General features: G+C 30.9%; 14 protein-coding genes, 2 tRNA genes and 2 rRNA genes (1 of these 18 only partly in view). 12 read left to right on the forward strand and 6 right to left on the reverse strand.

From position 1 onward, the window contains the following. From BLT70_RS12265 to BLT70_RS12280, 4 genes are all read right to left on the reverse strand, one after another. Positions 1–47, reverse strand: a 23S ribosomal RNA gene (locus BLT70_RS12265) (it extends 2,832 nt beyond the left edge of the window). A 235-nt stretch (positions 48–282) separates the two neighbouring features. After that, positions 283–356 (reverse strand) — tRNA-Ala (locus BLT70_RS12270). A gap of 80 nt (positions 357–436) precedes the next feature. Continuing rightward, positions 437–510, reverse strand: a tRNA-Ile gene (locus tag BLT70_RS12275). An 81-nt stretch (positions 511–591) separates the two neighbouring features. Then, positions 592–2,109 (reverse strand): 16S ribosomal RNA (locus BLT70_RS12280). The 16S and 23S rRNA genes sit together here with 2 tRNA genes alongside, the layout of an rRNA operon. A gap of 1,310 nt (positions 2,110–3,419) precedes the next feature. On the opposite strand from BLT70_RS12280, the gene thrS reads away from it, so the two are divergent. The 11 genes from thrS to BLT70_RS12335 all read left to right on the forward strand — a co-directional run bounded on the left by thrS (position 3,420) and on the right by BLT70_RS12335 (position 18,265). Continuing rightward, complete coding sequence (gene thrS, locus BLT70_RS12285) at positions 3,420–5,360, forward strand: threonine--tRNA ligase (RefSeq protein ID WP_091894816.1); 1,941 nt, start codon at positions 3,420–3,422, stop codon at positions 5,358–5,360. A gap of 108 nt (positions 5,361–5,468) precedes the next feature. Next, positions 5,469–5,987, forward strand: coding sequence for a translation initiation factor IF-3 (infC, locus tag BLT70_RS12290; RefSeq protein ID WP_091894818.1), 519 nt, complete (start codon positions 5,469–5,471; stop codon positions 5,985–5,987). Positions 5,988–6,107: 120 nt separating this feature from the next. After that, positions 6,108–6,302: a 50S ribosomal protein L35 gene (rpmI, locus tag BLT70_RS12295; RefSeq protein WP_091894820.1), complete on the forward strand. Its 195-nt coding sequence runs from the start codon at positions 6,108–6,110 to the stop codon at positions 6,300–6,302. Positions 6,303–6,395: 93 nt separating this feature from the next. Then, positions 6,396–6,740, forward strand: a complete 345-nt coding sequence (gene rplT / locus BLT70_RS12300; protein WP_068450935.1) for a 50S ribosomal protein L20 — start codon at positions 6,396–6,398, stop codon at positions 6,738–6,740. An 86-nt stretch (positions 6,741–6,826) separates the two neighbouring features. Continuing rightward, positions 6,827–7,408: a hypothetical protein gene (locus BLT70_RS12305; protein ID WP_091894822.1), complete on the forward strand. Its 582-nt coding sequence runs from the start codon at positions 6,827–6,829 to the stop codon at positions 7,406–7,408. A 209-nt stretch (positions 7,409–7,617) separates the two neighbouring features. After that, complete coding sequence (gene glgA / locus BLT70_RS12310) at positions 7,618–8,823, forward strand: glycogen synthase (RefSeq protein WP_091894823.1); 1,206 nt, start codon at positions 7,618–7,620, stop codon at positions 8,821–8,823. Between the two features lie 4 nt (positions 8,824–8,827). Then, on the forward strand, positions 8,828–10,096 hold the full coding sequence (locus BLT70_RS12315; protein WP_091894825.1) for a glucose-1-phosphate adenylyltransferase: 1,269 nt from the start codon (positions 8,828–8,830) through the stop codon (positions 10,094–10,096). Between the two features lie 40 nt (positions 10,097–10,136). Beyond that, on the forward strand, positions 10,137–12,074 hold the full coding sequence (locus tag BLT70_RS12320) for an alpha-1,4-glucan--maltose-1-phosphate maltosyltransferase (RefSeq protein WP_091894827.1): 1,938 nt from the start codon (positions 10,137–10,139) through the stop codon (positions 12,072–12,074). 3 nt (positions 12,075–12,077) lie between these two features. Next, a complete protein-coding gene (locus BLT70_RS12325; protein ID WP_091894829.1) occupies positions 12,078–13,706 on the forward strand; it encodes a trehalose synthase in 1,629 nt (542 codons plus the stop codon). A 4-nt stretch (positions 13,707–13,710) separates the two neighbouring features. Then, positions 13,711–15,618: a 1,4-alpha-glucan branching protein GlgB gene (glgB, locus tag BLT70_RS12330; protein WP_091894831.1), complete on the forward strand. Its 1,908-nt coding sequence runs from the start codon at positions 13,711–13,713 to the stop codon at positions 15,616–15,618. 241 nt (positions 15,619–15,859) lie between these two features. Continuing rightward, positions 15,860–18,265, forward strand: coding sequence for a glycoside hydrolase family 31 protein (locus BLT70_RS12335; RefSeq protein ID WP_091894833.1), 2,406 nt, complete (start codon positions 15,860–15,862; stop codon positions 18,263–18,265). Between the two features lie 305 nt (positions 18,266–18,570). Here the strand turns inward: BLT70_RS12335 and prfA are convergent, their stop codons facing one another. Further along, the gene (prfA, locus tag BLT70_RS12340; RefSeq protein WP_091894835.1) at positions 18,571–19,647 is read right to left on the reverse strand and encodes a peptide chain release factor 1; all 1,077 of its coding nucleotides are present in this window, start codon (positions 19,645–19,647) and stop codon (positions 18,571–18,573) included. 71 nt (positions 19,648–19,718) lie between these two features. Here prfA and BLT70_RS12345 point away from each other — a divergent pair, with 71 nt between their 5' ends. Next, positions 19,719–20,153 (forward strand): DUF6265 family protein, encoded by a 435-nt coding sequence (locus tag BLT70_RS12345; protein ID WP_157691905.1) that lies wholly within the window; start codon positions 19,719–19,721, stop codon positions 20,151–20,153. Between the two features lie 359 nt (positions 20,154–20,512). On the opposite strand, the gene BLT70_RS12350 is transcribed toward BLT70_RS12345, so the two are convergent. After that, positions 20,513–21,823: an ATP-binding protein gene (locus BLT70_RS12350; protein WP_091894839.1), complete on the reverse strand. Its 1,311-nt coding sequence runs from the start codon at positions 21,821–21,823 to the stop codon at positions 20,513–20,515. Positions 21,824–21,849: the final 26 nt, after the last annotated feature.

A 21,849-nucleotide genomic window follows, 5' to 3' on the forward strand; every position in this document is an offset into this window, starting at 1 on the left:
TCTCTGAGAGCCTAGGCATCCGCCATACGCCCTTACTTAACTTATTGTACTTTTTGCTACAGTATGTTTCCATACTATAATGAACTCTTTTATATTTTTATAAAAAAATTTTTGATTAGATTACTCTAATCGTTCTCTATCTATTTGATTCTTACGATATCATTTTACCAATATGTCAATGAACTTTGTGGCGAGTCGCCACTGACAAGTTTTTAAACTCTCAGCAACAATCTGCCTTCAATACACTAGAGATAATATAAATTATCTCCAGGCATTGCCTAGTGGAGAATATCGGAGTCGAACCGATGACCTCTTGCGTGCAAGGCAAGCGCTCTAGCCAGCTGAGCTAATCCCCCATTATGAAATTCAGAATAAATTCTAAATTATGAATGTAGAATCCTCTAACTTCCAGAATTTCCTTAAAATATTAAAATTGTAGTCCCGGGCAGACTCGAACTGCCGACCTCTACATTATCAGTGTAGCGCTCTAACCAGCTGAGCTACGAGACTAAATAGCTTAATATTTCTTGTATTTTAAAATTAACAGCAAAGAGTAAAACTTCCCTTTTGTAACTCACCATCTTTCTCTAGAAAGGAGGTGTTCCAGCCGCACCTTCCGGTACGGCTACCTTGTTACGACTTAGCCCTAGTTACCAGTTTTACCCTAGGCGGCTCCTTGCGGTGACCGACTTCAGGCACCCCCAGCTTCCATGGCTTGACGGGCGGTGTGTACAAGGCCCGGGAACGTATTCACCGGATCATGGCTGATATCCGATTACTAGCGATTCCAGCTTCACGGAGTCGAGTTGCAGACTCCGATCCGAACTGTGATATGGTTTATAGATTTGCTCTCTGTTGCCAGATGGCTGCTCATTGTCCATACCATTGTAGCACGTGTGTGGCCCAGGACGTAAGGGCCGTGATGATTTGACGTCATCCCCACCTTCCTCGCGGTTTGCACCGGCAGTCTCGTTAGAGTCCCCAACTTTACTTGATGGCAACTAACGACAGGGGTTGCGCTCGTTATAGGACTTAACCTGACACCTCACGGCACGAGCTGACGACAACCATGCAGCACCTTGTAATATGTCCGAAGAAAAAACTATCTCTAGTCCTGTCATACTACATTTAAGCCCTGGTAAGGTTCCTCGCGTATCATCGAATTAAACCACATGCTCCACCGCTTGTGCGGGCCCCCGTCAATTCCTTTGAGTTTGAGTCTTGCGACCGTACTCCCCAGGTGGGATACTTATCACTTTCGCTTAGTCACTGAGCTAATGCCCAACAACTAGTATCCATCGTTTACGGCGTGGACTACCAGGGTATCTAATCCTGTTCGCTCCCCACGCTTTCGTCCATGAGCGTCAGTACATACGTAGTAGACTGCCTTCGCAATCGGTATTCTGTGTAATCTCTATGCATTTCACCGCTACACTACACATTCTATCTACTTCCATATGACTCAAGTCAACCAGTATCAAAGGCAGTTCCATAGTTAAGCTATGGGATTTCACCTCTGACTTAATTGACCGCCTGCGGACCCTTTAAACCCAATGATTCCGGATAACGCTCGGACCCTCCGTATTACCGCGGCTGCTGGCACGGAGTTAGCCGGTCCTTATTCTTACAGTACCGTCAAGCTAGTACACGTACTAGTGTTTCTTCCTGTATAAAAGCAGTTTACAACCCATAGGGCAGTCTTCCTGCACGCGGCATGGCTGGGTCAGAGTCTCCTCCATTGCCCAATATTCCTCACTGCTGCCTCCCGTAGGAGTCTGGTCCGTGTCTCAGTACCAGTGTGGGGGATCTCCCTCTCAGGACCCCTATCTATCGAAGTCTTGGTAAGCCGTTACCTTACCAACTAACTAATAGAACGCATAGCCATCTTTTACCGATAAATCTTTAATTAAAACTTGATGCCAAGTATCAATACTATGGGATATTAATCTTCATTTCTAAAGGCTATCCCCCTGTAAAAGGTAGGTTCTATACGCGTTACGCACCCGTGCGCCGGTCGTCATCTGTGCAAGCACAATGTTACCCCTCGACTTGCATGTGTTAGGCCTGCCGCTAGCGTTCATCCTGAGCCAGGATCAAACTCTTCATTGTATATTTTTAATATGTTAATGAATAAGTTTCAAAAGAATTTTTGTCTAAAATAAATCTAAACATGGTTATTCTACTCTTTGTTTACGCTGTCAATTTCAATATTTTCAATGAACTTTTAGGGTATCGCACTCATGCTTTTAAACAATCGTTGTAAATCCTAATTTGCAGAAACACTAGACTCGAACTAGTTGACTTAATCTCTAAATCATTCCAAAATCTCTCTGAACTTTTTTGCTGTATTTGTTAGCGGCTGCAAATATATAAACTATATTTAAACTGACAAGAAAAAAAATAAAATTTTTTGTTTTTATTTTTTAACCCCTAAAAAACTGAACTTTATTACCGAAAAATTCGGACTGCAAAAATACAACGTTTTTTAATTATAAACCTAATAAAAATGAAACTTTATTTTTAATAAAATCCATACCTTTAATATTAGATTATAAGCCAATTAAACAACTCCTAAACAACAACTCAATGAACTTACCAACCTACTCATATTTCCGTTAGCGGGTGCAAATATACAACTCATTTCTAATCCCACAACAATTTTTTAAACCTTTTTTGTTTTTTATTTAGTTAAGCTTCTTAAATAGGTTGTTTTTAAAGGGTTATCTTCAGAATTATTTTTAATCTTTTTTGAGTTTTTTCGATTGTTTTTGATGAACTCCTAATAATACTCTTTACTCCACCTCTTTTTAGCAACTAGAATCTTAATAAATACAGACCTTTTAATTATTCATTCTTCTTAAAAAAATGATTCTTTATCTCGAATTCTTTTTTTTATCTAGATAAACAGTTAGAAAAAAAGGAGTGTTTGGAATTAATAAATAGAAAAATCGTCAGTTACAACTCTCTGAAAACTTAAAATTGTCATTTTATTTTTTTTAAAAAAAGTAATCTTGCTCGTTCTAATTGGAAATAAACGTTAAAAAAAACTTCTTTATACATTATATAAATGCTTAAAGCAGACTTCTAAATTCTAATTCAACTGTGTTAGGGATTGAAATGGCATCCTTTTTATCAGTATATTAATACCCAATACCTATATTATTACCTGAATTTTAGTGAAAAAATAATACCTTTTATATTTAGCATAAAAAGATATAATGCAAAGCCCGACCTTTTTTATGAGAATACCTTTTTGTTCGTTAAAATCCGTACTTATTATTTAATTCTAAAACATTCCTTATAAACTACAAAAAGGGAACACACAAAAAAAAGAAACATAATTAATTAATAAGTACCTATATATATTGTGTGAAAAATTGTTTTCTAATATCTTTGCATCCTCAAAAATTATATAATTAATGATTAAAATTACTTTACCTGACGGAAGTATTAAGGAGTTTGCTGTAAACAGTACTCCGATGGATGTTGCAAAAAGCATTAGTGAAGGGTTTGCTAGAAATGTAATATCAGCAAATTTTAACGACATAACCGTTGAAACCACTACTCCATTAACCACGGATGGTTCATTAATTTTATATACATTTAATGATAATGGTGGTAAAAAAGCATTCTGGCATTCTTCTGCACACGTTTTAGCAGAAGCTATTTTAAGTTTTTATCCGAAAGCAAAATTAACAATTGGGCCCGCTATTGAAAATGGTTTTTATTATGATATTGACTTAGGAGAAGATGTTATTTCTGATAAAGATTTTCCTGCAATTGAGAAGAAATTTTTAGAGATTGCTCGTGGAAAACATGAATTCTCTTTACGATCAGTTTCTAAAGAAGATGCATTATCATTCTATAAAGGAGAAAATAATGAATATAAAGTTGAGTTGATTGAAAACTTAACAGATGGTGAAATTACTTTTTGTGATCATAGCAACTTTACTGATTTATGTAGAGGAGGCCACATCCCTAATACAGGAATAATAAAGGCTGTAAAAATAATGAATGTTGCAGGTGCGTACTGGAGAGGTGATGAGAACAACAATCAATTAACTCGAGTTTACGGAATTACTTTCCCTAAGCAAAAGATGCTAACTGAATATTTAGAATTATTAGAAGAAGCTAAAAAACGTGATCACAGAAAACTTGGTAAAGAATTAGAGTTATTTACTTTTTCATCAAAAGTTGGTGCAGGTTTACCATTATGGTTACCAAAAGGAGCTGCTTTAAGAGAACGTTTAGAAAATTTCTTAAAAAAAGCTCAGAAAAAAGCTGGCTACGAAATGGTAATTACACCACATATTGGACAAAAAGAACTTTATGTTACTTCTGGACATTATGCTAAATATGGAGAAGATAGTTTTCAACCAATAAAAACTCCTAAAATGGATGAAGAGTTTTTATTAAAACCTATGAACTGCCCACACCATTGTGAAGTTTATAATTTTAAACCACACTCTTATAAAGATTTACCAAAACGTTTTGCAGAGTTTGGTACTGTTTATAGATACGAACAAAGTGGAGAGTTACACGGGTTAACGCGTGTTAGAGGTTTTACACAAGATGATGCTCATATTTTCTGTACACCAGAACAATTAGATCAAGAATTTAAAGATGTTATAGATTTAGTTTTATATGTTTTCGGTTCATTAGGTTTTGAAGATTTTACAGCTCAAGTTTCTGTTAGAGATAAAAGTAATCCAGATAAATACATAGGTGATGCTGATACATGGGAAATTGCTGAAAACGCAATTATTAGTGCAGCCACTGATAAAGGTTTAGATTTTGTTATCGAAGAAGGTGAAGCTGCTTTTTATGGACCTAAATTAGACTTTATGGTTAAGGATGCTTTAGGAAGAAGTTGGCAACTTGGAACCATACAAGTTGACTATAATTTACCAAAACGTTTTGACTTAACTTATAAAGGAGCAGATAATCAACTACACAGACCAGTAATGATTCATAGAGCACCATTTGGATCTATGGAGCGTTTTATTGCAGTATTACTAGAGCACACGGGAGGAAACTTCCCTCTTTGGCTAATACCAGATCAGGTTATCTTATTGCCTATCAGTGATAAATATCAAAAATATTCAGAAAAAGTTTTAGAATCGTTAGAAAATTCCGAAATTCGCGCCCTCGTAGATGATCGAAATGAGAAAACAGGAAGAAAAATTAGAGATGCAGAAATAAGTAAAATTCCGTATATGCTAATTGTAGGTGAAAAAGAAGAAGAAGATGGCACAGTTTCTGTAAGAAAACATGGAGAAGGCGATTTAGGTACATTTACAATAGAAGAATTTGTATCTTTAGTGAAAAAAGAAATAGAAAGTACTTTGGTGAAGTTTTAATTCATCAACAAGAAATAAAAAGAAGGTTGGTAACACAACTAAATGTTAAATTTAAATTTATAGGTCATAGCAATACGTAGAAGTAGGTCGAGAAGACCATTAAGAGTAATCAAAGAAGATCAACATAGAATTAATGAAAAAATAAAATATGTTGACGAAGTTCGTCTTGTGGGCGATAATGTTGAAGTTGGTGTTTATCCTTTAGCGAAAGCGAAAGATTTAGCCAAAGAACAGGAATTAGATTTGGTAGAAATTTCTCCAAAAGCTAAACCACCTGTTTGTAAAATTATTGATTACAAGAAATTCTTGTATGAACAGAAGAAGCGCGAAAAGGTATTAAAATCTAAGGCTACAAAAGTTACCATAAAAGAAATACGTTTTGGACCGCAAACGGATGAGCATGACTATGAATTTAAGAAAAAACATGCTCTTAAATTCTTACAAGAAGGCGCAAAGTTAAAAGCATTTGTTTTCTTTAAAGGAAGATCTATTATCTTTAAAGAGCAAGGACAAATTTTACTTTTAAAATTAGCCCAAGAATTGGAAGAGTATGGTAAAGTTGAACAATTACCAAAATTGGAAGGTAAACGTATGATTATGTTTATAGCTCCAAAGAAATTAAAATAAAAAATTCTTAAAGTATATAAGTTCTTAGAGTATAAAAATTTTGTAAAAACATAACTTTAAGCTTTGTAAACTTTCTACTTTATAATTAAAGATAATAAGCAAGATAAAAACGAAGGAGAAATGCCTAAAATGAAAACCAAATCTAGCGCCAAAAAACGTTTTAAAGTTACTGGTTCTGGAAAAATTAAAAGAAAGCACGCGTTTAAGAGTCATATCTTAACAAAGAAATCTAAGAAACGTAAGCTTAAATTGACTCATGATACTTTAGTACATAAGTCTGATGTTGCAAACATCAAACAACAATTAACTTTATAATAAAGTTAAAGGGAATTTAATTATTAACCATGGAGTTTGGCAAAATAAAAAGTATTCTTAAATGAATCGCCAACTACAAAAATCATTGAAATTATGCCAAGATCAGTAAATTCAGTAGCCTCAAGAAAAAGAAGAAAAAAAATCTTGAAGGCAGCAAAAGGTTACTTCGGACGTAGAAAAAACGTTTATACAGTAGCAAAAAATGCGGTTGAAAAAGGAATGCTTTATGCTTACCGTGACCGTAAAAACAATAAGAGAAACTTTCGTTCTTTATGGATTGTGCGTATTAACGCAGCAGCTCGTTTACACGGAATGTCTTACTCTCAGTTTATGGGGAAAGTGAAAGCTAATCAAATTGAATTAAACCGTAAGGTTTTAGCAGATTTAGCTGTAAACAACCCAGACGCTTTTAAGGCAGTTGTAGAGAAAATTAAATAAATAATAATACTTGCTTATATTAAAAACCCAAACATTTTTGTTTGGGTTTTTTTCTTAAATTTACACTTTATACTAAAAGCACAAAAATGAGATCTAAATTATTACTCTTCCTTTTTTTAACTATTTCTTTTATTGCTTTTGCACAAGAAACTACAGAAGAAGACAACTCTATAAAAGGACAGTTTGACAAAATCTATAGAATATCTACAACCTATCAAACATATAAAGTTATTGATAGAGATAAATATCAAAATTTAAAATCGAATGTTTTAGATTCTTTAAAAAGCTCTAAAGAACTTATTTCTGAAAAGGAAAATTTATTAAAAACAGAAAGAGATAATGTAGAACAACTAAACGCATCTCTTAAAAAAACAAAGTTAGAATTAGACAATGCATTACAAAAAGAAAATTCAGTTTCTTTGTTTGGTATGCATTTAAACAAGATTACTTATAACTTAATATTATGGACTATAATTATATTATTAGCTTTAGGGTTAGGCTTTTTTGTTTTCAAATTTTCTAAAAGTAATATTTTAACAAATGAAGCTCAAAACAACCTACAAGATGTAGAGCAAGAATTTGATAGTCATAGAAAAAAATCTTTAGAAAGAGAACAAAAATTACGCAGACAATTACAAGACGAAATCAATAAACACAGAAATGTTTAATTTATAGCTTTTTTATTACAATATTTTTCTCAAAAAACAAATAATACTGATTTATCAATATCGTTTGTCTCATTTCATTCATTTTAATTATCAAACTGATAATTATATTTTCATAAGAAAAAACTTCCTTTTTTATTTTGTTGGTTTACTCCTTATTTTATACCTTAATGGTTTAAAATTAACTAACCTATTAAACTACAAAATTACTTATGAAAACCCTTTTTTATACTAGAGAATTTCCTCCATATGTATATGGCGGTGCTGGTGTTCATGTAGAATACCTTGCCGAAGAACTATCTAAATTAATGAATGTTGAGGTTAGATGTTTTGGAGATCAAGATTCTAAAGACAGAACTCTAACTGTTAAAGGTTTTCCTTATGATAATCCTGTTTTTGAAAATGCAGATGACAAACTAAAAGCAGTCTTACAAACACTAAGTACTGGTTTGCATATGAATGCAGATGTAATCGATGCAGATATTGTGCATTGCCATACTTGGTATGCACATTTTGCAGGTATTATTGCTAAACTCTGTTACGGAGTTCCCTTAGTTATTACAACCCATTCTTTAGAACCATTAAGACCCTGGAAAAGAGAACAATTAGGACGTGGTTATGACGCTTCTTCTTGGATAGAAAAAACGGCAATTGAAATGGCAGACGCATTAATTGCTGTATCCGAAGAAACTAAAGAAGATGTTTTAAAATATTTTAATGTTGATGAAAAAAAAGTAAAAGTAATCTATAATGGAATCAATCTTCAAGAATATATTACTACCACAGAGACTGATACTTTACAGACTTATAATGTTGATAAAACAAAACCTTACGTACTTTTTGTAGGTAGAATTACAAGACAAAAAGGAATTATTCATTTAGTTAATGCCATAAAATATATAGATCCAGAGACTCAAATTGTACTTTGTGCAGGTGCACCAGACACTAAAGAGATTGGCAAAGAAATGGAAGATGCTGTTAATGAAGTTAAAAAAACTCGTAAAGATGTAATCTGGATTGATAAAATGGTCACCAAAAAAGAAATTATCCAACTATATTCTCATGCAGATGTATTTTGTTGCCCTTCTATTTATGAACCTTTTGGCATTATAAATATCGAAGCTATGGCTTGTGATACTGCAGTTGTTGCGAGTGCTGTTGGCGGTATAAAAGAAGTTGTTGTACATGGAGAAACTGGTCTTTTAATTCCCGTTGAACAACAAATATCTGCCCCATTTGAACCTGTAGATCCAGATAAATTTGCTAGAGATTTAGCAGATGGTGTAAATAAATTAATTAAAAATCCAGAACTAAGAAAATCTATGGCTACGAAAGGAAGAAAAAGAGTTGAAGATTATTTTGATTGGATATCAATTGCAAAACAAGTAGAGGAATTATATAAAACATTAAAAAAATAATCAAATGATAAATAATAAAGTATTAGGAATTATTTTAGGAGGTGGACAAGGATCAAGATTATACCCATTAACAAAAGATAGATCTAAACCTGCAGTACCAATTGCTGGTAAATATAGATTAGTTGATATACCTATTTCTAATTGTATAAATTCTGATATAAAAAGAATGTATGTATTAACTCAATTTAATTCTGCTTCTTTAAATGCACATATTAAAAACACGTATCATTTTAGTTTTTTTAGCTCTGCTTTTGTTGATGTATTAGCTGCAGAACAAACAATTAATAGCGATAAATGGTTTCAAGGAACTGCAGATGCGGTAAGACAAAGTATGCATCACTTTTTAGAAAACGATTTTGAATACGCACTAATTCTTTCTGGCGACCAATTATATCAAATGGATTTTAATGATATGATTAAAAAGCATGAAGAAAGTGGAGCAGAAATTTCTATTGCAACATATCCTGTTGATGCAAAAGATGCAACCGAATTTGGATTATTAAAAACGAATGATGAAAATATAATTACTTCTTTTATAGAAAAACCAGCTCCTGAATTATTACCAGATTGGACATCAGATGTTGGAGATCAAATGAAATCTCAAGGTAGAAATTATTTGGCTTCTATGGGTATCTACATCTTTAATCGTAAATTATTGGTTGATTTAATGAGTAATCCTGATACTAATGATTTTGGTAAAGAAATTATACCACAAGCAATAAACACTCATAAAACATTAAGTTATCAATATGAAGGATATTGGACAGACATAGGAAACATAGATTCATTCTTTGAAGCAAATTTAGGGCTTACAGACGACGTTCCTCAATTTAATTTATATGACAATGATAAACACGTATATACAAGACCTAGAATATTGCCAACCTCTAAAATTGCTGGCTCTATTTTAAATAAAGCTGTTATTGGAGATGGTTGTATAATTCATGCCGAAAAAATTGAAAGATCTGTTATTGGTATTCGTTCTAGAATTGGTAAGAACTCATTAATATCTAACACATATATGATGGGAAATGATTCTTATGAATCTTTAGATGAAGTAGCAAAAAATCATATTGACATTATGATGGGAATTGGTGACCGTTGCTACATCCATAACTGTATTGTAGATAAAAACTGTAGAATTGGTGATGATGTTAGAATTAATGGAGGCCAACATATTGAAAACACAGAAACCGACACCTATTTTGTAAAAGATGGAATAGTTGTTATTAAAAAAGATGCAACCATACTTAAAGGAACTAATATCGGTTAAAAATATTTTTACTTTCTTTATTTAAAACGAAACTAACTTAATGCAAAATCAAAGTAGAATTGTAATAGAAAATATTGCTCCACAATTAAACCAAGGAACAGTATTTATAAAACGTGTTGTAAACGAAATTGTAAATGTAACTGCAGACGTTTTAGTAGATGGGCATGATGTACTTCAAGCAAATTTATTATATAAGCACGAATCAGAAAAAAAGTGGACAGATACTAGAATGCAAGCCACTTCTAACGATCAATATATAGCACATTTTATAACAGAAAAACAAGGTTTTTATTCATATAAAGTTGAAGGTTGGGTAGATTATGCTTTAAACTGGCAACACGGTATTGAAAGAAAAATTGACGATTATCAGCATGTAAACTCAGAACTTTTAGAAGGCGCAGAACTTTTGTTTGCAATTATAGACGATGTTAATGCTAATGATAAAGAATACTTACTTTACTTAATCTTTATTTTCAAAAATTCAGATACCTATGCAGAAGCAATTAAAGAAGCAGTTTCTAAAAGATTAACAATAATTCTTAAAAATAATCCGAAGAAAACTTTAATACAAACATCTCCAGAATATAAAGTTTATGTAGATCGTATAAAAGCTAGATTTTCTACTTGGTACGAATTTTTTCCACGTTCTGCATCAGAACAAGAAGGCAAACATGGTACTTTTAACGATTGTCACAGGTTGTTGCCAAGAGTTGCACAAATGGGTTTTGATACTTTGTACTTCCCTCCTATTCATCCAATTGGTGAAGTAAATAGAAAAGGGAAAAATAATACTACAGTTGCACAAGATGGAGATGTTGGTTCTACTTGGGGAATTGGTTCTAAATATGGAGGTCATAAAGATATTCATCCAGAATTAGGTTCTTTAGACGATTTTAAACATTTAGTTGCTAAAGCAAAAGAATTAGGTATTGAAGTTGCAATGGATTACGCTTTACAAGCAGCACCAGATCATCCTTGGGTTACAGAACATCCAGATTGGTTTAAATGGAGACCAGACGGAACGGTACAATATGCAGAAAATCCGCCTAAAAAATACCAAGATATATTACCAATTTATTGGGAAAGTAAAGACTATAAAAATCTTTGGAAAGAATGTTTAGACACTTTATTTTATTGGATTGATTGTGGAATTAACGTTTTTAGAGTTGATAATCCGCATACAAAACCTTACTATTTTTGGGGTTGGATTATTACTGAAGTGAAGAAAAAACATCCAGATGTTTTGTTTTTGGCAGAAGCTTTTACAAGACCAAAAATAATGCATCAATTGGCAAAACAAGGATATACACAATCCTATACTTATTTTACTTGGCGAGATTCTAAACACGAATTAATTGAGTATATGAACGAATTGACTCAAACAGATCAAAAAGAATATATGAGACCAAATTTTTGGCCTAACACGCCAGATATTAATCCGTATCATTTACAAGGTGCACCAGAAGCTAAATATTTACAACGCTATGCTTTAGCGGCAACGTTGTCTTCTAATATTGGTATTTATGGTCCTGTTTTTGAACAAATGATTGATACTCCAATTGCTGGAAAAGAGGAATATTACATGTCAGAAAAATTTCAACTTTGTCATTACGATTGGTTTAAAGAAAATAAAGTAACTACGTTAATTTCTGTAATTAACAACATTAGAAAAGAAAACGAATCCTATCAACAAACAAATAATATTAAGTTTTTAGAAACTGGAAATGACCAATTAATTGCTTTCTATAAATGGAATCAAGACAGAACAAATGAAACTTTAACAGTCATTAGTTTAGATGCTTATAATGCACAAACTGGCTCTGTACAATTACCGCTTCAAGATTTGGGTATTCCTCATGGTCATAAAGTTGAAGTTGTAGATTTGGTTACAAGAAATTCTTACAACTGGTATAATGAAAGAAATTATGTGCAATTGCATGCAACATTACCATTTCATATTTTTAAAATTAATAAATAATATATGATACAAGAAACAATTACAATTTCTGAATCTACTATTTTTTCATCTTCAAATAATTGGGAAGAAATTATAGCTGATAAAGATTTTGTAGCTGTTTTCTTATCAGATGTTTTAGAAGAATACATACAAAAACAACGTTGGTTTGGTGGTAAATCTAGCCAATTAAAATACATTGAATTAAGTGAATATTTTAAAATTCAGCAAGATGGTGAAATCTATTTTGGTTTAATTCTAGAAGTCAATTTTGTAGAAGCATTTTATCATCACTATTTTTTACCAATTGCATTTGTTGCTGATGAAAGCATTTCTAAAGAAAATAGAATATTACCAATTAAGCTAAAAAATACAACTGGTTATATTGTAGATGCAATGCATATTGAAGGCTTTAGAAAAGTAGCTTATGAAAGAATAAGTTCTGCTTTACCTGTTGATAAAACTCCTGTTCAATATCATAAAACAGAAGGGTTCAATTTCCCAACATATAAATCATCAAGATTAATGGGTGTTGAACAAAGCAATACTTCTATCATTTATAATGACGCTTTTATCTTAAAATTTTTTAGAAGAATTTATACTGATAAAAATCCTGACTATGAAATGAGTCGTTTTTTATCAAACACAAAAGAGTTTAAACACACACCTCTTTATTTAGGAAGCATCAATATTATAGATTCTGATAATATCAATGTTACTATTGGTTTAATGCAAAAATTAGTTCCAAATAACGGTGATGCTTGGGAATATTTTTTAAAGGAAATTCATAAGATCTATCAAACAATAGATTCTAAAAACATTTCTTATAAAAATTTACCAGATGTAGAAATGTTTAAGCGCGTTAAGATTTCTGAAGTTCCGCCTCAAATTATAGATTGGATTGGACTCAACCTACTATCCAAAGTAAAAAAATTAGCACAAAGAACAGCTGAAATGCATATTGCTTTAGGATCTGAATTTGCAGATACTTCATTTACACCTACTCGTTTTAATGGCGATTATACTGTTTGGTTAAAAAACCGATTAACCTATCAATTTCAAAATAGATTACATCTTGCTGAAAATAATTTACATAAATTAGAAGGAGATTCTTTACAACTTGCAAAAGAATTTTTAGAAAGAAAAAATGAAATTAGAAAACGCTTAGTAAATTTTGATTGGACAAAACTAAAAGGAGAAAGAATTAGAATTCATGGCGATTATCATTTAGGTCAAGTTTTAGTGCAAGATGATGATTTTTGTATTTTAGATTTCGAAGGCGAACCAGAAAGTACCATTAGAGATCGTAAAGTAAAACAACCACCATTAAAAGATGTTGCAGGTTTATTTAGATCTTTTCATTACGCAATTTATTCAACAATATTTAATCATCAAAATGAGTATAAAAAAACTCAAGAAGAACTTTTTAAGTATGGAGAATTGTTATACAAGTACATGGTTTCTATCTTTTTAGACACCTATATAGAAACCACAAAAAATGCAAACCTACATATAGGTTATAGAAACGAAAGAATATTTTTATTAAAATATTGCTTATTAGAAAAAGCAATTTACGAATTAGGATACGAACTTAACTCAAGACCAAAATGGACTATTATTCCATTAAAAGGTATTGCAAACATATTGAACTCATAAAATTATGACAAAAACAAAAGTACACAGTCTTTTTACAGAATTTGATATTAATTTATTTAAAGCTGGAAAACATTATAGATTATACGAAAAATTTGGTTCGCATCTTATAACTTTAGATGGCGAAGAAGGAACCTATTTTGCTGTTTGGGCTCCAAGTGCAAAATCTGTTTCTGTTACTGGCGATTTTAATTTCTGGTTAGAAGGCGAACATCATTTAAATGTACGTTGGGACGGAAGTGGAATTTGGGAAGGATTTATACCAGGCGTAAAAAAAGGTAGTATTTACAAATATAAAATTCAGAATTCTAATAATGATGTTATTACAGAAAAAGCAGATCCTTTTGCACGAAGATGTGAACATCCACCAAAAACAGCCTCTGTAGTTTGGGAAGATGATTATGCTTGGAAAGACAAAAAATGGATGAAAGAAAGAAAGAAAAATAATGCGTTAGATGCGCCTTTTTCTGTTTATGAAGTTCATTTAGGTTCTTGGAAAAAACAAATTGAAGAAAATCGTTTTTTAAGTTATGTAGAATTAGCAGACGAATTGGTAAATTATGTTGCCGACATGAATTTTACACACGTAGAATTTATGCCAATTATGGAATATCCTTATGATCCAAGTTGGGGATATCAATTAACAGGATATTTTGCACCAACTTCTCGTTTTGGTTATCCTGATGAATTTAAATTTTTAGTTGATAAATTTCACGAAAAAGGAATTGGAGTTCTATTAGACTGGGTTCCTTCACATTTTCCTTCGGATGATCATGGTTTAGGATATTTTGATGGTTCTCATTTATATGAACATCCAGATAGAAGAAAAGGATATCATCAAGATTGGAAAAGTTTAATTTTTAATTACGGAAGAAACGAAATAAAAGCTTTCTTAATTAGTAATGCTATATTTTGGTTAGACCAATATCATGCAGATGGTTTAAGAGTAGATGCAGTTGCATCTATGTTATTTTTAGATTATTCTAGAGAAGAAGGCGAATGGGAACCAAATATGTTTGGTGGTAGAGAATATTTAGAAGCTATTGATTTTATTAAAGAAATGAATACAGCAGTGTATGAAGCTTTTCCTGATGTACAAACAATTGCAGAAGAATCAACTTCATTTCCAAAAGTTTCTAGACCAATTTATGATGGCGGTTTAGGTTTTGGTATGAAATGGATGATGGGTTGGATGCATGATACATTAGATTATTTTGCAAAAGAACCAATCTATAGAAAACATCATCAAAACGATTTAACATTTAGTTTAAATTACGCGTTTACAGAAAACTTTATGCTTCCTCTTTCTCATGATGAAGTTGTATATGGAAAAAAATCTATTTTAGAAAAAATGCCTGGAGATGAATGGCAGAAATTTGCTAATTTAAGATTAATGTATAGTTTAATGTATACACATCCTGGAACAAAATTATTATTTCAAGGAGGTGAATTTGGGCAAACAAGCGAATGGAATTTTAATGGCAGTTTAGATTGGCATTTATTACAATACGATGTTCATAAAGGTGCACAAGCTTTAGTTAGAGATTTAAATAGGTTGTACAAAAAAGAGCCTGCTTTACATCAAAAACAATTTACACATGAAGGTTTTGAGTGGATAGATCATGGAGATCATCAAAATTCTGTTTTATCATATCTTAGAAAAGGAAATAATGAAAATGATAATGTAATTATTATTTTAAATTTAACTCCGGTTCCTAGAGAAAACTACAGAATTGGTCTGCCAAAAGCAGGAACTTTAAAAGAAGTTTTTAATAGTGATAATTCAAAATATAATGGTACAGGAAGTTTTAATAATAAAAATTTAAACTCAGAAGTAAAAGAATGGAATAATAGGAAAAACTCTCTTGAATTAAACTTACCTCCATTAGGTATGTTAGCTTTTAAGTTTAAGTAAAAAACTAAAAACCACCTTTTTAAGATGTTATATTCTTAAAAAAAGGTGGTTTTTTTTTTACATCTCTAAAAATTCAATAGATTTTTTATAACATCGAAAATTATATTAAAAACTGATAAAATGCTTTAATTATAACCAACTATTATTTAGCTAAAAGTATACATTTGCAGATTAATATTATCGTAAAAAATAGAATCAAACCCCTATTTTACACTTTTTACAAGTCAAAAAATAAATATTTATGATTGTCAATACAGAATTAGAACAAAAAGGAAATTTATTTCCATCAAAAATAATAAATTATAAAAAAGATGTAGATACATTATCTTTTACAACAGAAAACAATGTTGTTTTACAAGTAACGGTTGTTAGAGATAGTGTAATTAGGTTTAGATATTCTACTACAGGAAAATTTGAAAAAGATTTTTCTTATGGTGTAACTATACATGCATCTAGAGGTTATAACTTTTTAACAGTTACAGAAGATACTACGCATTACATTATTACAACTTCAAAATTAATCTGTAAAATAGAAAAGCTAAGTTTACAAGTAAGCTTATTTGATGCTATTGATTTAAAATTAATTAATGAAGATGAAATTGGTTTTCACTGGGAAGAAAGTTACGAATACGGAGGAGATATAGTAAAAATGAGTAAGATTTGTCAGAAATCTGAAAGTTATTACGGATTGGGAGACAAACCTGTTAATGTAAATTTAAAAGGAAAACGTTTTGAAAACTGGGCAACAGATTCTTATGCGTTTGGTAAAAACACAGATCCAATTTATAAAGCAATACCCTTTTATACATCAATTCAAGACAATAAATCTTATGGTATTTTCTTTGATAATACTTTTAAATCACATTTCGATTTTGCAAACGAAAGAAGAAATGTAACAAGTTTTTGGGCACAAGGAGGTGAAATGAATTACTATTTTATCTACGGACCTCAAATGGAAGAAGTAGTCAAGAACTATACAGATTTAACTGGTAAACCTCATGCTTTACCTCCTTTATGGGCTTTAGGATTTCATCAATGTAAATGGAGCTATTACCCAGAAGCAAATGTAAAAGAGGTTACAAAAACATTTAGAGATTTAAAAATACCTTGTGATGCTATCTATTTAGATATCGATTATATGGATGGTTTCCGTTGTTTTACTTGGGATAAAAATTATTTTCCAGATCCTAAAAGAATGGTAAAAGAACTAGAAGAAGATGGTTTTAAAACTGTTGTAATAATAGATCCAGGAATTAAAATTGATTTAGAATACGATGTTTTTAAAGAAGCTTTAGATAAAGATTATTTCTGTAAACGTGCAGATGGACCATATATGAAAGGTAAAGTTTGGCCTGGAGAATGTTATTTTCCAGATTATACAAAACCAGAAGTTAGAGAGTGGTGGTCTGGCTTATTTCAAGAATTAATTGAAGATATTGGTGTAAAAGGTGTTTGGAATGACATGAACGAACCTGCAGTGATGGATGTACCTAATAAATCTTTTCCAGATGATGTTCGTCATGATTATGATGGAAATCCTTGTTCTCATAGAAAAGCTCACAATATATATGGAACTCAAATGGCGCGTGCTACATATCATGGTTTAAAAAAATATTCTTATCCTAAAAGACCTTTTGTAATTACAAGATCTGCATATTCTGGTGCACAAAGGTATACATCTACTTGGATGGGAGATAATGTTGCAACTTGGGAACATTTAGCAATCGCTAACTATCAAGCTCAAAGAATGGCAATGTCTGGTTTCTCTTTTGCAGGATCTGATATTGGTGGATTTGCAGAACAACCACAAGGAGAATTATTTGCCCGTTGGATACAGTTAGGAGTCTTTCATGCATTTTGTAGAGTGCATTCTTCTGGAGATCATGGAGATCAAGAACCGTGGGTTTTTGGTGAAGAAGTTACAGATATTGTTAGAAAATTTGTAGAATTAAGATACCAATTACTACCTTATTTATATACTGCATTTTGGAAATATATTAACGAAGGTACACCAATTTTAAAATCACTCGTTTTATATGATCAAGAAGATACCGCAACGCATTATAGAAGTGATGAATTTGTATATGGAGAACAAATATTAGTTTGCCCAATACAGGAACCAAATGCTAAAGGAAGAAGAATGTACATTCCTAGAGGTAAATGGTATAACTTCTGGACCAATGAAGTTGTTGACGGAGGAAGAGAAATGTGGGTAGATGCAGACATAGATAGTATGCCAATCTATATTAAAGAAGGCGCTGTAATACCTAAATATCCTGTACAACAATATGTTGGTGAAAAGAAATTTAACGAAATTACTTTAGATGTATATTACAAAGAAGGTAAAGAAGTTTCTAAATTATACGATGACGCTCATGACGGTTATGATTATAAAAAAGGAAGATATAGTTTACGCACTTTTAAAGTAACAGGAAAAAAGAACGAATTTATCTTACAACAACATAAACAAGGTAAGTTTGATGCAGACTATAAAAATTTCAATATTGTTTTGCATAATTTACCTTTCACAATTGCTTCTGTTCAAATTGACAATGTTGTAGTAGAAGTAAATAAATCTAATACTGGCGAATTTCAATCTATTACTGTAGATAAAGAGTTTACAGAGTTACATTTATTAGGAAAATAGTTCTAAAATAAAAGAATAAGATTAAGAGGAGCCTCCCCAGAAATGGGGAGGCTCCTCCCTGTTTTTGAGGAGGCGAAAATTTCCCTAGAAATGGGTATTGTATAGTACTCTAATCTTTTCTAAATTTGAAGTATAATTAATGTATTCCCCCAAACATTAATTTAATTATTTGTTTTATTTAATTAGATGATACATTTTAAATACATTCATCAAATTCCCCCCAAATATTCCCCAAATATTAGTTCATAAAAAACCTCAAAATAAAATTTTGAGGTTTTTTGATTTATATAAAAAGTTACAAGCAATTAAAACCCATCACTTAAAGTTTTTAATTTTTCTGTGTTTTCTGCAAGCATTAACTCATCAATAATTTTTTGAATATCTCCATTCAAAATATTGGGTAAATCATATAAAGACAAACCAATTCTATGATCTGTAACTCTACCTTGCGCATAATTATACGTTCTAATCTTCGCACTTCTATCACCAGAAGAAACCATAGAACCACGTTTTAATGCATCTTCTGCATTTTTCTTAGCTAGTTCCATATCATATAAACGAGAACGTAACACTTTAAATGCTTTTTCTTTATTTTTATGTTGTGATTTTTGATCTTGACATTGCGCAACTAAACCAGTTGGAATATGTGTTAAACGAACAGCAGAATAAGTAGTATTTACAGATTGACCACCTGGACCAGAAGAACAGAAAAAATCAATTCTTACATCTTTTGGATTAATCTCAACATCAAACTCTTCTGCTTCAGGAAAAACCATACAAGTTGCAGCAGAAGTATGCACGCGACCTTGCGTTTCTGTCTGCGGCACTCTTTGCACACGATGCACACCAGCTTCAAACTTTAAAGTTCCATAAACATCTGCTCCGTTTACTTCAAACTGAATTTCCTTAAAACCTCCATTTGTTCCTTCAGAATAATCTACAGTAGAAACTTTCCAACCTTTACTTTCACAATATTTAGTATACATTCTAAATAAATCTCCAGCAAAAATACTTGCTTCATCTCCTCCAGTTCCTGCTCGCAATTCTACAACTGCATTTTTAGAATCTTCTGGATCTTTTGGTATTAATAAAAACTTAATTTCTTCTTCTAATTGCGGAATTCTAATATTGGCTTCTTCAATTTCCATCTTAGCCATTTCTGTCATTTCAGCATCAGAACCATCAGCAATAATTTCTTTTGCTTCTTCTATATTACTTAATAAAGATTGATATTCTTCACCTTTCTTAACTACACTTCCTAAATCTTTATACTCTTTACTTAATTGTGCATAACGTTTTTGATCCATGATAATCTCTGGCTGAATAATCAAATCAGAAACCTCATCATAACGTTGTTTAACAATTCTTAATTTATCTAACATCTTCTACACTTTTCTTGGACTGCGAATTTACAATTTTTATAGGTATCTTTGAAGAAACCAAAAAATATTTTATGAGATTACTACTCTTTTCTTTTTGTTTTTTTCTAATGGTTTCTTGTAATAATAAAACAGAAAAACTTGATAAACCATTATTTCTAATAGGTAATTGGGTTCGCTTAAATGATAAAGAAGGCAACCAAACGTATGAAACTTGGAATACAAATTTAACAGGAATTGGTTATACAAAACAAGAACAAAAAACAACTTTTCAAGAAATATTAAGTATCGTTACCATAAAAGACACCTTATATTTAAAGGTTGAAGATGTAAATAAAACACCAACGCTATTTAAATTTACAGAACAAACCGACACTTCTTTTGTTTGTGAAAACCCAGAAAATGAGTTTCCAAAAAAAATAAAATACTATATAGAAGACAAGCAATTAAAAGCAATTATATCTGCAGATGATTTTAGAATTGATTTTGTTTTTGAGAAAGCAAAATAATTTGACTTAATTCTAAATTTTAAAATGCTAAATTCCTTAGTGTCTGATATAACAAATTAAAACTCGCTAAATCAATAGACTTGACAATAAGCTTGTAAACAACAAAATTCATATATTTTCGCTAATTCATTTTTACATATCGAGATTTACTAAACTGTTATTACTATATCGCAATTCCTCCATTTGTAACAAATTTACTTTGGAGTGTGATTGCTACTTTGACCATTTATAAATCAGGAAATAAAAAAAGAAAATGTATTAAAACTCATTGTTTTACTTAACAAAAAAGTTATTATATTTAGTTTCTAGAAAATCATTAAACCTTTCTACTATTTAATAGAAGAAATACAGAAGGAGAATTATTGCTTTAATATCGTAAAATAAAACGTGGTTCCAATACCTTCTTTACTTTCTATCCAAATAGTACCTTTATAATATTTAATGATTTTTTTTACAATAGATAATCCTATTCCTGAAGACGAAGAACTGCTTTCTAGCTTGGTAAACACTTTAAATATCTGATCAAAATAATCAGAATTAATTCCAACACCGTTATCTTTTACATAAAATTCAAAATGATTGTTCTTTTCAGTTACCCCAACTTCAATAGTTCCGATTTCTTTATCATTATATTTTATAGCATTTTCAATTAAGTTTAAAAATACTTGTTTAAACCTCCAAACATTTCCATATAAACTTGGTAGATTTTCTTGAATCTTAATTTTTATATTGTAAGGTACCAAAACATCTTTTAAAACCTCGTCAACAATTAAATTAAAATCTACTAATCTATCTTCGGACTCTATTTTATCAATACTTGAATAATCTAAAATTCCTTTAATTAAGAAATCCATTTTTTCTACATCAAATAATATTTCTTGCAAAAGATTAGAAAAATTTTGATCTAATGCTTCTTTATTATCTTCTAAAAACCAATCTATTAATGTATGAATATTTACCAGAGGAGCTTTTAAATCATGAGAAACAGCATGAGCATATTCATTTAATTCTTCATTTTGAATTGATAAATTATATAATAATTCTTCTTTTTTTTCTTCTTGATTTTTTATTAGTTCTTCGTGTTCTTTTCTTTGAATAACATTTACAAGCATATTGGCAAAAACAAATAGAATATCTTTTTCGTTTTCAGAATATTTATTAATTTTTTTAACCGAATCAAAACCAATAAAACCAATTAATTCTTTGTTTTTAATCATTGGTATTGTTATCAGGCTTTTAATTCCTTGTGGTTCTAAAACCGCACGTAAACCAAACTCACCGTCTTTTGGCAAAAGACTTACATCTTCTACATAAAAAGGATCACCTTTTTTATGAGCATCTAACCAATGTGTAATAAAATTAAGTGGTAAATTTTGTAAATTATTAATCTCTGCTTCTACACCTTCTGCACACCATTCATAAGTATTACTCGTTGTATTACTCATAAAATCATAAGAAAAAATATAACTTCTGTCTGCTTCTACAAACTCTCCTATTTGCTTTAAAGATTTACCAACAAGACTGTCTGTATTTGATAAATCTGAGTTTATATATTTTGTAGAAATACTAATTAAAAGGTCTTGAAAACGTAATTGCCGTTCAATAATCTTATCTTTTTCAAGTTGCTCAAAATCTTTCTTTTCTTTTTCAATAAATTCATTTTTTTTCATTTTCTTTTTCTTAAAAATACGTTTAT

It is taken from the genome of Polaribacter sp. KT25b, from assembly GCF_900105145.1.
Lineage (GTDB): Bacteria > Bacteroidota > Bacteroidia > Flavobacteriales > Flavobacteriaceae > Polaribacter.

What these genes read in the sequence shown, in the direction of transcription:
- BLT70_RS12325 (WP_091894829.1), top strand. Translation starts at nt 12,078, where the DNA reads ATGATACAAGAAACAATTACAATTTCTGAATCTACTATTTTTTCATCT.
- BLT70_RS12350 (WP_091894839.1), bottom strand. Translation starts at nt 21,823, where the DNA reads ATGAAAAAAAATGAATTTATTGAAAAAGAAAAGAAAGATTTTGAGCAA.
- glgB (WP_091894831.1), top strand. Translation starts at nt 13,711, where the DNA reads ATGACAAAAACAAAAGTACACAGTCTTTTTACAGAATTTGATATTAAT.
- BLT70_RS12335 (WP_091894833.1), top strand. Translation starts at nt 15,860, where the DNA reads ATGATTGTCAATACAGAATTAGAACAAAAAGGAAATTTATTTCCATCA.
- rplT (WP_068450935.1), top strand. Translation starts at nt 6,396, where the DNA reads ATGCCAAGATCAGTAAATTCAGTAGCCTCAAGAAAAAGAAGAAAAAAA.
- rpmI (WP_091894820.1), top strand. Translation starts at nt 6,108, where the DNA reads ATGCCTAAAATGAAAACCAAATCTAGCGCCAAAAAACGTTTTAAAGTT.
- thrS (WP_091894816.1), top strand. Translation starts at nt 3,420, where the DNA reads ATGATTAAAATTACTTTACCTGACGGAAGTATTAAGGAGTTTGCTGTA.
- BLT70_RS12320 (WP_091894827.1), top strand. Translation starts at nt 10,137, where the DNA reads ATGCAAAATCAAAGTAGAATTGTAATAGAAAATATTGCTCCACAATTA.
- prfA (WP_091894835.1), bottom strand. Translation starts at nt 19,647, where the DNA reads ATGTTAGATAAATTAAGAATTGTTAAACAACGTTATGATGAGGTTTCT.
- glgA (WP_091894823.1), top strand. Translation starts at nt 7,618, where the DNA reads ATGAAAACCCTTTTTTATACTAGAGAATTTCCTCCATATGTATATGGC.
- BLT70_RS12305 (WP_091894822.1), top strand. Translation starts at nt 6,827, where the DNA reads ATGAGATCTAAATTATTACTCTTCCTTTTTTTAACTATTTCTTTTATT.
- BLT70_RS12345 (WP_157691905.1), top strand. Translation starts at nt 19,719, where the DNA reads ATGAGATTACTACTCTTTTCTTTTTGTTTTTTTCTAATGGTTTCTTGT.
- BLT70_RS12315 (WP_091894825.1), top strand. Translation starts at nt 8,828, where the DNA reads ATGATAAATAATAAAGTATTAGGAATTATTTTAGGAGGTGGACAAGGA.